Source organism: Flavobacterium sp. 2, assembly GCF_049949195.1.
Lineage (GTDB): Bacteria > Bacteroidota > Bacteroidia > Flavobacteriales > Flavobacteriaceae > Flavobacterium.
Genome location: NZ_CP188206.1, coordinates 215609 through 229497, shown reverse-complemented (window position 1 = coordinate 229497; position 13889 = coordinate 215609). Strand labels below are relative to the sequence as shown.

14 protein-coding genes are annotated in these 13889 nt (G+C 33.3%); 9 read left to right on the top strand and 5 right to left on the bottom strand.

Features of this window, described 5'->3' with window-relative positions:
• The first annotated feature begins 40 nt into the window (after positions 1-40).
• The 6 genes from ACNFIH_RS00850 to ACNFIH_RS00825 all read left to right on the top strand — a co-directional run bounded on the left by ACNFIH_RS00850 (position 41) and on the right by ACNFIH_RS00825 (position 4823).
• Positions 41-706, top strand: a complete 666-nt coding sequence (locus ACNFIH_RS00850) for a spermidine synthase (protein WP_426485076.1) — start codon at positions 41-43, stop codon at positions 704-706.
• Positions 707-717: 11 nt separating this feature from the next.
• Entirely contained in the window at positions 718-1395 is a 678-nt protein-coding gene (locus tag ACNFIH_RS00845) for a peptidoglycan DD-metalloendopeptidase family protein (protein ID WP_426485075.1), read from the top strand.
• Positions 1396-1401: 6 nt separating this feature from the next.
• Positions 1402-1875 (top strand): hypothetical protein, encoded by a 474-nt coding sequence (locus ACNFIH_RS00840; protein ID WP_426485074.1) that lies wholly within the window; start codon positions 1402-1404, stop codon positions 1873-1875.
• Positions 1876-1887: 12 nt separating this feature from the next.
• Positions 1888-2412: a hypothetical protein gene (locus tag ACNFIH_RS00835; RefSeq protein ID WP_426485073.1), complete on the top strand. Its 525-nt coding sequence runs from the start codon at positions 1888-1890 to the stop codon at positions 2410-2412.
• Positions 2413-2464: 52 nt separating this feature from the next.
• Entirely contained in the window at positions 2465-2935 is a 471-nt protein-coding gene (locus ACNFIH_RS00830; protein WP_426485072.1) for a nuclear transport factor 2 family protein, read from the top strand.
• A 145-nt stretch (positions 2936-3080) separates the two neighbouring features.
• The gene (locus tag ACNFIH_RS00825; protein WP_426485071.1) at positions 3081-4823 is read left to right on the top strand and encodes an APC family permease; all 1743 of its coding nucleotides are present in this window, start codon (positions 3081-3083) and stop codon (positions 4821-4823) included.
• 269 nt (positions 4824-5092) lie between these two features.
• On the opposite strand, the gene ACNFIH_RS00820 is transcribed toward ACNFIH_RS00825, so the two are convergent.
• Positions 5093-6580, bottom strand: a complete 1488-nt coding sequence (locus tag ACNFIH_RS00820; protein WP_426485070.1) for an aminotransferase class V-fold PLP-dependent enzyme — start codon at positions 6578-6580, stop codon at positions 5093-5095.
• Between the two features lie 182 nt (positions 6581-6762).
• On the opposite strand from ACNFIH_RS00820, the gene msrA reads away from it, so the two are divergent.
• Positions 6763-7293: a peptide-methionine (S)-S-oxide reductase MsrA gene (gene msrA, locus ACNFIH_RS00815; protein WP_426485069.1), complete on the top strand. Its 531-nt coding sequence runs from the start codon at positions 6763-6765 to the stop codon at positions 7291-7293.
• A gap of 83 nt (positions 7294-7376) precedes the next feature.
• On the top strand, positions 7377-8945 hold the full coding sequence (locus ACNFIH_RS00810; RefSeq protein WP_426485068.1) for a protein adenylyltransferase SelO: 1569 nt from the start codon (positions 7377-7379) through the stop codon (positions 8943-8945).
• Positions 8946-9054: 109 nt separating this feature from the next.
• On the opposite strand, the gene ACNFIH_RS00805 is transcribed toward ACNFIH_RS00810, so the two are convergent.
• Complete coding sequence (locus tag ACNFIH_RS00805; protein WP_426485067.1) at positions 9055-10020, bottom strand: YpdA family putative bacillithiol disulfide reductase; 966 nt, start codon at positions 10018-10020, stop codon at positions 9055-9057.
• 7 nt (positions 10021-10027) lie between these two features.
• Positions 10028-10501 carry a CYTH domain-containing protein gene (locus ACNFIH_RS00800; RefSeq protein ID WP_426485066.1) on the bottom strand — a complete coding sequence of 158 codons (474 nt, stop codon included), beginning with the start codon at positions 10499-10501 and terminating at the stop codon, positions 10028-10030.
• Positions 10502-10865: 364 nt separating this feature from the next.
• Between ACNFIH_RS00800 and ACNFIH_RS00795 the strand changes: the two genes are divergently transcribed.
• Positions 10866-11330 carry a hypothetical protein gene (locus ACNFIH_RS00795; protein ID WP_426485065.1) on the top strand — a complete coding sequence of 155 codons (465 nt, stop codon included), beginning with the start codon at positions 10866-10868 and terminating at the stop codon, positions 11328-11330.
• A gap of 61 nt (positions 11331-11391) precedes the next feature.
• Here ACNFIH_RS00795 and ACNFIH_RS00790 read toward each other — a convergent pair whose 3' ends face one another.
• On the bottom strand, positions 11392-12438 hold the full coding sequence (locus ACNFIH_RS00790; protein WP_426485064.1) for an o-succinylbenzoate synthase: 1047 nt from the start codon (positions 12436-12438) through the stop codon (positions 11392-11394).
• A 95-nt stretch (positions 12439-12533) separates the two neighbouring features.
• Positions 12534-13736, bottom strand: a complete 1203-nt coding sequence (locus tag ACNFIH_RS00785; RefSeq protein WP_426485063.1) for a tetratricopeptide repeat protein — start codon at positions 13734-13736, stop codon at positions 12534-12536.
• Positions 13737-13889: the final 153 nt, after the last annotated feature.

Sequence of the window (13889 nt, the reverse complement as noted above, 5' to 3'; positions counted from 1 at the left end):
AACAGATTTAAAATGTATTTTTGAGTAAAAGCCTTATAAAATGATTCAAAAATTATTCAGCTATATAATTCCAATTAAAATATTCAAAAAAAAATCGGCTCGAAGCAAAACAATTGAAGTTACTTGGGCAAATGGAGAATTGGTTTTAGATTCTGAAAACACAAATTATTCTTATGGAAGCCTACAACGCATATTAAGGTATGGCTTGCGAAATATTGGTTACGATACTATTTTAAAAATGAATCATATTTTGGTTTTGGGAGTTGCTGGTGGCAGCGTTATAAAAACTTTAGTAGACGAAATTGATTATAAAGGAAAAATAACCGGAGTTGAAATTGATCCTGAAATGATTCAGATTGCGAATCAATATTTTAATTTAAGTAAAATTGAACAGCTTGAATTGATTATTGATGATGCATTTGAGTTTGTTTTAAAAACAAAAGATCAATACGATTTAATCATAATTGATATTTTTGAAGATATCAAAATGCCAAATTTCCTGTTTGAACGTTTTTTTAGTGAACGAGTTTGTTCTCTGTTAAAAGATCACGGTTTTGTGCTTTTCAATACCATGATTTTAGACGAAGCACATAATGTAAGAAATAGGAAGTACATTTCAGAAATAAACACTAAATTGTTTTCCTCAAAAATGCTACCCCGCATTGAGGTTCACAATGAGTTAATTATTATAAAAAAAGTAGCTTAATTTTTATTTTTATGAAACCCCTTTCTGCCATTTTAAACGCCTTGCCGCCTACTAAAATTATCGATTCTAGTATTGATTTTTCAAAGTATTTACCTTTGGATTTATCTGCCAACAATGAAGAATTAATGGATATCCGGCCGGAGAATGCTGCCGAATTTGAAATTTTTATTTCAGATTATTTGTCAAGAAACAACGCTGAAGTTGCTTTTGGCGGTTATATTGAAGGTCGTACATTATATAAAAGGAGTACTATTTTTAGAAATGATTCTATTCCAGAACGCAATATTCATATTGGTCTTGATTTATGGACAAAAGTTGGAACAACTGTTTTGGCAGCACTGGATGGAAAAGTTCATAGTTTTAAAAATAATGTTGGACTGGGCGATTATGGCCCGACTATTATTTTGGAACATGAAATTCAAAATGAAAAATTTTATACTTTATATGGACATTTATCGTTAGAAAGTTTAGAGGGATTAAGTGTCGGGAAACCTTTTAAAAAAGGAGAACAAATTGCAACTCTCGGAAATGCAGCTGTAAATGGTGATTACGCACCTCATGTTCATTTTCAGATTATCAAAGATATCGAAGATTTTTGGGGAGATTATCCTGGAGTCTGCAATTCAAATGATCTCAATTTTTATATAGAAAATTGTCCCGACCCTAACTTATTATTAAAAATAACATAAATAGTTATGAAGAAAGCAGGATTGATTATATGTTTGTTGTTGCTTATTGGATGCAAATCAAAAACAGTCAGTAGAGATACTGACGATTTGAAAATTAAGAAAGTCGCAGTTTCAGAAATTAATTCGAACCAGCAAAAAAAAGCGTACGAATTAGGCAAACGTGTCTTAGAAACCTGCAATACGTCTAAGTTTAAACCATTTAATGAAACAGAAGTTACAAAATCAGTTATGGAAAACACGACTGAAGAACGACTGACTAAAACCTGTACAAAATTTAGACAGTATTATGGTAATTTTATTGATTTGAAATTAGACGGCGTTTATAAAACCAAGCAAGAAGTTATTTACCGCTATCATGCTTTGTATTCCAAAAAAGTAGCCAACAAGGAACTAAGGATTTTTGTTGATGAAAACAATTTGATTTCTGCCATAAAATCAATGGATTGGGATGAAAAATTTGATGCGAAAATAAACGAATAATAAAGGAAATATATGAATTTAAAATTACCGCTTTTCTTCTTATTTTTAATGGCAAGCCTTGCCAATGCACAGGAAACTATCAGTATAAAAGGTTCAAAACCTTATCCGGCAACACAGAATTATATTTTTATTTGCGAAAAATATGCTTTCTCCGGCGAAACTAATGTTCAGGTTGCAAAAACAGAAAAAGGTGGTGTTTTAAAATTAACTATTGCGACAGCAAATAATCAGGCCCGAATTTCGGGTGGCGTTTATGTTGATTTAGCAAATGGTGATGTAATTCCTTGCGTCGATAAAAATATAAAAGAAAGTGCCGACGGAAAAACAACTGCCTATTATTACTTCACTCCGGCAGAAATGATCAAACTAAAAAAAACAGATATTCAGGCAATTCGCTTTATAATTGCGGGTAGTTCAAATTCATTTGGCAATCAAACCGGATATTTTACAGCTGTTAACAGAAGCTCTTATTTTTCAACGGCCTACGATAAATCGAAAAAGACTTTCGATACTGCTAAAGAAATTAGCGTTTTATAAAGAAAAGACTTAGAATAATAAATCTTATATTTATACTTTAATTAAAATCTACATGAACGCCAACGAAAATTTAATTGCAAAATTCTATACCGCTTTTGCCAACGCCGATGCCAAAACAATGAGCGAATGCTACCATCCAAAAGTTCATTTTATTGATCCTGCTTTTGGATTATTAAAAGAAGAGCAAGTTTCAAAAATGTGGGAAATGCTGCTTTTAAAAAGCAAAGGCAATATTAAAATTGAATTTTCAAATATCAAAGCCGATGACTTTACAGGATCTGCGCGATGGGTAGCAACTTACAATTTTAGTAAAACCAATAGAAATGTAGTTAATACTATTTCCGCAGAGTTTGTGTTTCAAGACGGACTTATTATTAAGCACACTGATAATTTTGACGTTTGGAAATGGTCAAAACAAGCCTTTGGTATTACTGGACTTTTGTTGGGTTGGACAGGATTTTTTCATAAAAAAATTCAAGAACAGGCTCTCCTATCGCTTAAAAAGTTTCAGCAAGCCAAATAACCTTCTTAACCTGAATATTCAAAATTCAGATTAACTGGATATTAATAAAGTTTCTTAAAATTACAGAAACCGCGAGCATATAAAGATTTTAATTATTTTGTTGCCATTTATTATAAAGTTAATCATGTTATAATCTTGAATAATCATGAAAGAAGTTATACACAAAAAATTAAATCAATTACAGGCAACAGCCATTTGTGGCAACGATATTAGTTCTTCTTGCCTTTATGTTTCAGCGCTCACTATCTTATATGCCGGACAATATGCATGGATTTCTCTCCTAATTGTAGCGGTTGTTTTATTTTTATTTCGAAAAATTTATGGCGAAGTCGTTGGCGCAATTCCTTTAAACGGAGGTGCTTACAATGTATTGCTAAATACTTCAACAAAGCGGTTGGCATCAGTTGCAGCGACCTTAACCGTTTTATCTTATATGGCAACTGCCGTAATTTCGGCTTCCGAAGGTATGCATTACTTGCATGGAATTTTTGAAGGCCTAAACATTACCATTGCAACAGTTGTTATCTTAATTTTATTTACTTGTCTGGCAATTTTAGGAATTGGTGAATCAGCGTTCGTTGCCGTCATCATTTTTGTTACGCATATTACAACTTTGACTTTACTAGTTTTGGCGTCCGTTTGGTTTTTGCTTTATAATGGACTAGAAACTTTCCATGTAAATTGGCAAACTCCTCTTGCAACAGGAAGTATTAAAACAGCTCTTTTTCTAGGATTTTCTGCCGCAATGCTCGGGATTTCAGGTTTTGAAAGTTCAGCAAATTTTGTCGAAGAACAAGAACAGGGAATTTTTCCAAAAACACTTCGTAATATGTGGGCCATTGTCAGCTTCTTTAATCCAGTAATTGCCATTTTATTGATTAGTGTAATTCCGCTTACCGAAGTTGGCGAAAACAAAGAATCACTCTTGGCACATTTAGGTGAAACTACCGGCGGTTCGTGGTTGGCGTGGTTAATTTCTATCGACGCTGTTCTAGTTTTATGCGGAGCTGTACTAACTTCATTTGTAGGTGTTTCGGGACTATTAAACCGAATGACATTAGATAGAATTCTACCCAACTATTTCCTAAAACAAAATAAAAGGGGTTCTCATTACCGAATCGTAATTAGTTTTTTAATTCTTTGTATTTCAGTGCTTTTTGCTACAAAAGGACATTTAGAATCACTCGCTGGAGTTTATACATTTTCATTTTTGGCAGTAATGGCACTCTTCGGAATCGGGAATTTATTATTGAAATTCAAACGCCGAAAACTTCCTAGGCCTGAACGCGCCCGCGGAATTGCAGTTGTAACAGCAGTTATTTTTGTAATTGCAGCCTTTATTGGAAACATGGAATTAAATATTCATTCGTTTTATACGTTTTTAAAATACATGATTCCTTCCTTGATTTTTATCGGAATCATGCTCAATCGCGTAATTCTGATTAAGCTTTTGATTGAAGCGCTCGAATATTTTTATCAGCCATTGCGGCGTATGGTCATTTTGAGCAATCGTTATCTCCAAAATTTAAGCCTAAAAATTAATTCGCAGGAATTTGTTTTTTTTACTAAAGGCGATGATATTGCAATTTTGAACAAAGTTTTGCAATATGTTGAAAATAATGAAACAACCAAAAAACTTAAAATTGTTCATGTCAAAAAAGACGAAGCAAGCAATAATGCTTTGAAAAAAGATCTTGAAGTTTTAGACCGAGCGTACGACGATATCGACATCGAATATCTAGAAATAAAAGGAGAGTTTGGCCCCGAAATGATTGACGAACTTTCTAAAAAATGGAATATCCCAAAAAATTTCATGTTCATTGCCTCGCCTGGAAATAAATTTTCGTACCGAGTTTCAGATCTCGGCGGAGTCCGATTGATAATGTAATCCTAATTTTAAGGAGCAGAAAAATCTGTTTTCAATTCAAGTCAAGTCCCGCTATCCGTTACAATCTTTTGTACTGAACCCCAGTACAAAAGGATTTTCACTTCTATCGGGGCTAAACGAGAAATTTCATTTTCATGAGAAACAACAAACTCATTTATACAATAAAACCCGACAGGTTTTAAAAACCTATCGGGTTTACTTTATTAAACTTTGCGTAATTCGCGTAATTCGTAGCTCCCGATAGCTATCGGGATTGCCGTTAAAAATTCTTAAGATTTAAACCAGCTTTCTACTAATTCATCTTCAAACGACGTAGCATTTTTATGGATAAATTCGTTTGTATTTTTATTATAAGAATAATCCAAAGCCCAAGTTTCATGGTTTTCAGCTAATTCTTTAATGCTTGTGCATACATATGCAATTTCCTCATCTGTCGTAGTCGGATGAATTGACATTCTGATCCATCCCGGTTTTTTAATCAAATCACCAATCGTGATTTCATTAACCAATTTGTTAGAAGTTTCCTGATCAACATGTAATAAAAAATGTCCATAAGTTCCTGCACAGCTACATCCCCCACGAGTTTGAATTCCGAAACGGTCATTAAGTAATTTTACACCTAAATTGAAATGAAGATTTTCAATAAAAAATGAAACAACACCTAGCCTGTCTTTATGCTGTCCAGCTAAAATCTTGATATTATCAACTGGTTCTAATTCGTTAAAAACATAATCAACAATTTCATGTTCGCGTTGCAAAATGTTTTCAATTCCCATTTCTTCCTTCAGTTCAATTGCAAGAGCTGTTTTTATAACTTGCAAAAATCCTGGAGTTCCACCGTCTTCACGATCTTCGATATTATCAATATATTTATGTTCGCCCCAAGGATTTGTCCAGCTTACCGTTCCTCCGCCAGGACAATCAGGAATCATGTTATTGTATAATTTTTTGTTGAAAATCAAAACACCTGAAGTTCCAGGTCCGCCCAAAAATTTGTGCGGTGAAAAGAAAATAGCATCTAAATACGCTTCAGGATCTGCAGGATGCATATCTATTTCTACATAAGGTCCTGAACAGGCAAAATCTACAAAACACACACCATGATATTGGTGCATCAATTTTGCTGCTTCATGAAAAGGAGTTTTTAATCCCGTAACATTTGAGCATGAAGTAATCGAAGCAATTTTAATTGTTCTGTCTTTGTATTTTTCTAAAAGTTCTTCTAAATGCTCAAGACTGAAAAGCCCTTTTTCGCATGACGGAATAATTTCAACGTCGGCAATTGTCTCTAACCAAGACGTTTGGTTGGAATGGTGCTCCATATGTGAGATAAAAACAATCGGTTTTTTCTCAGCCGGAACAGTCGTGCAGCTTTTAAGGTTTTCAGGAATTTTCAATCCTAAAATACGCTGAAATTTATTGATAACGCCAGTCATTCCAGTGCCATCGGTAATTAAAACATCATCCTGATTAGCATTAGCATGACGCTTGATAATATGTCTGGCATGATGATATGCTTTTGTCATGGCAGTACCTGACACAGTAGTTTCAGTATGAGTATTCGCAACAAAAGGCCCAAATTGGTTCAAAAGTTTCTCTTCTATAGGTCGATATAACCTTCCGCTGGCAGTCCAATCCGTATAAATGATTTGTTTTTTGCCATAAGGCGAAGTAAATTCTTGATTTATGCCAACAATATTTTTACGAAAATCCTGAAAATAAGTTTCTAGAGTGATGGTACTATTTTTGCTATTCATTACAGTGAGAGTTTGAATGCAAATATAAAGGCTTTTTTATAAAATTGCGAATTTATCAATTGTAAACTTCAAATATTACATAACCGTTTAGTATATTTAACTAAATACGCATTATTTTAGTAATTTATCATAATATTCTATCGGATTAATGGGACAATAGAAACTTAAACAATACAAATTCTATGGGAAATTTAGCAACAGCCACTTTTGGTGGAGGATGTTTTTGGTGTATTGAAGCTGTGATTCAGCGATTAAATGGAGTAAAATCTTTAAAATCAGGATATTCTGGTGGTTTTATTAAGAATCCACCCTATCGAGAAGTATGTACTGGCAGAACCGGACATGCTGAAGTAATACAAGTCACTTTTGATCCTGACATAATTTCATATCACGATTTGATTTTTATATTTATGACAAGCCACGATCCTACAACGCTGAATCGTCAAGGTGCAGATGTTGGAACTCAATATCGTTCGATTGTCTTGTATCATGATTTGGAACAAAAAGAAATTGCAGAAAAAGTTTTTCAGGAAGTAAAGCCTTTTTACGAAGATTCAATTGTAACTGAATTGACTTCTTTTGAAGTATTTTATGAAGCAGAAGAAGATCATCAAAATTATTACAACAACAATCAGGATGCGCGTTACTGTCAGATTGTAATTGATCCAAAAGTGCAGAAACTGAAAAAAATGTATGCCGACAGATTAATTTAATTTTTAGCCACAGCTTATTAGGATTTCTTATTTTTAAACTAAATCACTTTAATCCTTGCAATCTGTGGCAAAATAAATCAACAATGAAAAATCTTAAAATAAATAATCGATTTACAGCCGAATTACCTGCAGATCCTGATGTAACAAATGAAGTTCGTCAGGTAAAAAACACTTTGTTTTCGTTTGTAAATCCAACAAAACCTTCAAATCCAAAACTAATTCATGCTTCAAAAGAAGTAGCAGAATTGGTTGGAATTTCTGAAGATGAAATTCAGTCTGAAAGCTTTTTAAATGTTTTTTCAGGAAATGAAATTCTTCCTGAAACGCAGCCGTATGCGATGTGCTACGCGGGACATCAATTTGGAAATTGGGCTGGACAATTGGGCGACGGTCGTGCCATCAATTTGACTGAAATCGAAAACAACAATCAGTTTTATACGCTTCAGTTGAAAGGTGCCGGAAAAACTCCATATTCCAGAACTGCTGATGGTTTAGCTGTTTTGCGTTCTTCAATAAGAGAATATTTATGTGCCGAAGCAATGTATAATCTTGGCGTTCCCACTACCCGATCGCTTTCTCTGATTCTTTCAGGCAATCAGGTTTTACGTGATATTTTATATAACGGAAATCCGGCTTATGAAAAAGGTGCTGTCGTTTGTCGCGTTGCGCCATCTTTTATCCGATTTGGAAGTTTTGAAATGCTTACTTCTCGAAATGAGCTGAAAAATTTAAAGCAGTTTGTAGAATTCACAATCAAACATTATTTTCCGGAAATAAGCGGTGAGCCAAAAGAACAATATTTGCAATTTTTCAAAAAAGTTGCCGATACAACGCGTGAAATGATTTTGCATTGGCAGCGTGTTGGTTTTGTGCATGGTGTTATGAATACCGATAATATGTCGATTCACGGAATCACGATTGATTATGGTCCTTACGGCTGGCTTGAAAATTATGATCCAAGCTGGACACCAAACACAACCGATAGTCAAAACAGAAGATATCGTTTTGGCAATCAACCTAGCGTTGCGCAATGGAATTTATTTCAGTTAGCCAACGCACTTTATCCATTGATTAATGAAGCAGCACCATTAGAAAAAATATTGGAATCATTCATAAATGATTTTAATTCTGATTATAAAACAATGTTTTTAAACAAATTAGGATTGTTTACTTCAACTGAAACTGACGATCAATTAATTGCAGACTTAGAAAACACTTTGCAATTGACAGAAACGGATATGACAATCTTTTTTAGAAATTTAAGTTCGGTTGAAAAATCAGATTTTGCTCCAGAAGGAATTGAAAAAATTAAATATGCATTTTACAAAGAAGAAGAAGTTTCAGGAGAAATTTTAGAAATTTGGACAAAATGGTTTGCTGATTATTTGGAAAGACTGAAAGCTGAAACTTTTTCAGATGAAGAGCGTTCTCAAAAAATGAATTTAATTAATCCGAAATATGTACTTCGAAATTATATGGCGCAACTTGCTATTGACGCTGCTGAAAAAGAGGATTATTCATTAATTGATGAACTTTATATTCTTTTACAAAAACCATATGATGAACAACCAGAACATGAAAAATGGTTTTCAAAACGACCAGATTGGGCAAGATCTAAAGTAGGCTGTTCAATGTTATCTTGTAGCTCTTAAGTTTTTGTAAGTCACAAATTTCCAATAAATTATTTTATTAGTTTGTCACATTGAGCGAAGTCGAAATGTTTTATGAAGTTCTCGACTCCGTTCAATGTGACAAACTTTTTTATTTTGAAGTAATGTGATCCACAATCATTTTAGCATGGATTCTAGAGTTTTCAATAAACCATTTGTGTGTCTGCATTCCACCACAAACAACACCTGCGAGAAATAATCCTTCAACATTTGTTTCCATAGTTTCCGAATTATAAGATGGAATTTTTAATTCATCATCTGAAAGCTGAATCCCAATGTTTTCAAGAAAATTCAAATCGGGTTTGTAGCCGGTTAATGCCAAAACAAAGTCATTTTCAATTGTCACTTTTCCTTCTGGAGTTTCAATTTCAACTTCGTTTTCTTTTATTTCAGTAATATTCGATGCAAAATAAGCTTTGATGCTTCCTTCTTCAATTCGGTTTTCAATGTCGGGTTTAACCCAATATTTCACTCTGCAGTTGATTTCATTTTTACGAATGACCATCGTTACATTTGCACCTTTACGCCAACATTCCAATGCTGCGTCAACAGATGAATTATTGGCGCCAACTACCAAAACATTTCTAAAAGCGTATTCATGCGCTTCTTTATAATAATGGCGAACTTTTGGCAACTCCTCCCCTTTTACATTCATTGTAATTGGAATATCATAAAATCCTGTCGCGATAATTACATTATTAGATTTATAAGAATTCTTGTTTGTTGTAATTTCAAAAACAGCATTTTCATTTTTCTGAATCCCAGTTACTTCTTCAAACAAATTTATGTTGAAATTAAAATAACGATGAATATTTCTGTAATATTCCAAAGCTTCCTGACGTCCAGGTTTTGGTGCCAGACAATTGAACGGAATGTCACCAATTTCTAATCTTTCAGCGGTTGAAAAAAATGTCATGTAAAGCGGATAATTGAAAATACTGTTTACAATTGCGCCTTTTTCAATAATCAAATATCGTAAGTTTTTCTTTTGAGCTTCAATTGCGCAAGCAAGACCAATTGGCCCGCCTCCAACAATAATCAAATCATAATCTGTCATAAATAAATTATTTTTCCCAGTCTTTAAATGGATTTTTGCTCAAATAAGCGTTGTAATATCTTTCGTCATTGGTAACTTCTTCTCCCAGCCAATCTGGTTTTTCAAAAGTTTCTGTTTCTGATTCCAATTCGATTTCGGCCATAATCAAGCCTTCGTTTTCACCATAAAATTCATCAACTTCAAAAACATGATTTCCAGATTTAATTTCAAAACGAGTTTTTTCGATTTTCCCTTTTTCGCATAATTTCAACAATTCCTGCGCTTCTTCCAGCGGAATTTCATTTTCCCACTCAAAACGAGTCATTCCTCCTTGATGTCCAATACCTTTTATTGTCAAAAATCCTCTTTCTCCTTTAATTCGCACACGAACTGTTCTTTCAGGAATCGAGCTTAAATACCCCTGAGCAATTTTATTTTGAGTAAAAGCCTGTTCTTTAAAATCTTCCGATTTCACAAGAAACTTTCTTTCAATTTCAACCATTTTGATTCTTCAATTAATTTTACTGCAAGTTACTCAATTTAATTCAGTCCCGAAATTGCAATAAGAAAGTATTAGCTTGTTTTTTCATTTAACCAAAATCAAAACATAATCAGCAAATTAACTGATTGTTAATATATTACACTTTTATTTTTCGCTAAATTTGATAGACCCTAACACTGTTGTTGATTTATCAAATACTTTGATTTTTCAGACGTTTCTAAAACTTCTTAAGAAAGTTTAAGCAGATAAATTCCGACGGCCAATCTTATCATTTTAAAAATAACAGATCATGGATATAATGTGTTTTATAATACCGGCGTTAGTAGGTTTGATCTTTGGGATTTTCGGTTACCTACTAGGAAAAATGAGCTCAAAAAAAGATGTTTTGCTCGCCGTATCTTTGCAAGAAGATTTAGATGTATGCAAGTCCACGGTAAAGAATTTAAATCAAAAAATAAATGCTCTTGATGTTGAATTAGCTTCAAAAGAAAAAAATAATCCAACACCACAATCATCTATATCACAATTTATATTTGACAAAGAAATCGCTATAAATATTTTAGGTAAAAAAGTAAAAGAAAATGACTTGAAAATTGTTGAAGGAATTGGCCCTAAAATTGAAGCTTTATTTAATGAAGCAGGAATTGCGACATGGCAAGATTTATCAAAAGCATCTACTGAAAAACTGCAGAATATTCTAGACGCAGCAGGCGAAAATTTTGCCATGCACAATCCAAGTACCTGGCCAAAACAAGCATTAATGGCTCATCAAGGAAAATGGCAAGAACTGAAAGACTGGCAAGCTAATTTGTTGGGAGGAAAAGAGTGAGAAAAAAGAACAAAGCTGCAAAGTAACAAAGGGACAAAGGTTTTATTTTTTTGCAACTCTGTTACTTTGTATCTGTTTCAAAAAAATCCCATTTTTTTGAAACATTGTACCACAATTGCCCTTTTGAAACTTCAAGTGGACAATCAAAATTATTGGTGTAAAGCGCGCCTGTTCCTAATCCCTGAGGCATTTTTGAATTTTGAATAAAAGTCCATTGTGCTATCGCATTTAGGCCAATATTACTTTCTAACGCTGATGTGATCCACCAACCAATTCCATATTTATCTGCTAAATCAATCCATTCTTTTGTTCCTCTGAAACCTCCGATAAAACTTGGTTTCAAAATGATATATTGCGGTTTGATTTCTTGCAATAGTTTCTCTTTATCTTCAAATGAAAATACACCTATCAATTCTTCGTCTAAAGCAATTGGAAATGGTGTTGCTTTGCATAAATCATGCATCGCCTGAATGTTACCTTTCTTGATAGGTTGTTCAATACTATGTAATTGAAATTGATTGAGTTGACTTAATTTATCTAAAGCTTCATTTAATGGAAAAGCACCATTGACATCAACTCTGATTTCAATTTGTTCAGCTGAAAAATGAGTTCTAATGAATTGCAATAAATCTAATTCTCGTTGAAAATCTATTGCACCAATTTTAAGTTTTATACATTTAAAACCATCCGCTAATTTGTCTTCGATTTGCTCTTTCATGAAAGATGCTTCGCCCATCCAAACCAAACCGTTTATCTCAATTGATTTTGAATTATTGGTAAAATCGGAAGGAAACAATAAATACGGATTTTCACTTTTTAAAGATAAAAAAGCCATTTCCACTCCAAATTGAATAGAAGGAAATTCTAATAAAGCTTCCCAAAGTGCTGTTTCACCCAAATGAATATTTTGGCAAACCCACTGCAGTTTTTCTTCATAATCATCGCGGTCATCGGCGCTTAAGCCACGTAAAATACCACACTCGCCTATTCCTTTTTTACCGTTTTCTTCTAAAACGATAAACCAGGTTTCTTTTTCGGTCATAATCCCTCGCGACGTCCCGGATGGGCGTTTAAACTCGAGCATGTATTTGTGGTAAGTAGCGGTCATTTTTTTAAGTTGCTAAGTTGCTAAGCTACTGAGATGCTAAGATTAAAGATGCTGAAAAAAACTTAGCATCTTAGCATCTCAGGGGCTTAGAATCTTTAATTATAAAGTTTTAGAATTTTTTCGAAATCTTTTGATGGCAGACCTGCTTTTTCGAAAATAGCAAAATCTGATTTTGTTTTATCTTTCCAGCTTAAACTATCTGTGACATTTTGATCCTGATATTTTTTATAGATTGCTTTTGCATCACTATAATTATTGTTCACCAAATACAAATGTGCCAGGTTTAATTTTACAAGTAATTCAGTATTATCGAGTTTTTCACCTTCTTGTAAAAACTTTTGTGCTTTCTCATATTGTTTTGTCAAAATATAGCAATAACCAATTGAGCTGTAATCTAATGCGGTGGCTTTTCCTTCACCAATTATAGTATTTAATTTAGGAATTGCTTCATTGTATTTTTGTTGTTTAATCAATAAAGAAGCCTGTTTTCTAAGGTCACTAAAAACATTTTTAGAAATATCAGCATCTTTATAACAAGCGCTTCCAAAGTCTTTATAAACTTTATTTTTTTCTATTGGAAGCAGCTTTTGGAATTCACTATAGCGATATTGCTTCATGATTTTATCTAAAATACAAACGCAAAAATCATCAGAATTAGCCATTTTTTGTGCCATTGTTGATGTTTTGCACAAACTAATGATTTCATTTTTATTATCCTGATTCCAGCCACGATTTAATTTTGTATCAACCCAAGGCACGACTTCTAAAACAACTTTTTGATTTAATAGCCAGTTTTTGCTATGAAATCCAAACCATATTGTGCTTACATTTTGCCCTAAACAAGTAGATTTATCTAGCGATAATCTTTTCGCATCCTTGCTTAAAGGTTCTTCTTGAGCATAACAAGCTTTGTCTGTTTTTCCGTCGTCAATGTATTTTTTTGCATTTTCTGCAGATGTAAATAAGGCGTAAGTACAAGTATCATCTCCTGAAATCTTGGACATTATAAATACTGCCCCAGCTGAACCCTGACTAACACCGGTTGGATCTGGAATTGCTTTTAATACCGAAACTAAACTGTTTGCCATTTGTTGATTTTCATCCAAAAGTGTGATTCTGTATACAATTTCAGTAGTTCCAACGGGAAGATCTTCTGTTTTTATTGTGATTCGATCACGTGCAGAAACAATAATCTCTTTTGTTGTTGCGCGTTCTTTATCCCAATAACCATCTTTTTGTGCAAAAGCGCTAAAAGAAAAAGTAATTAATAGTGATAGAATTATTTTTTTGAAAGTCATGTTGAATGATTGTTTTTTGCTAAGAATTACATCAATTTCTCTACTTTTTTATTTGTAGTTAATTTCATGGATTCCAATAATCTTAGTAAAAATTATGCCAAAATATTTCTTATGAAACCGAGTGCCCTAGCCCCGATAGAGGCGGTATCCTTT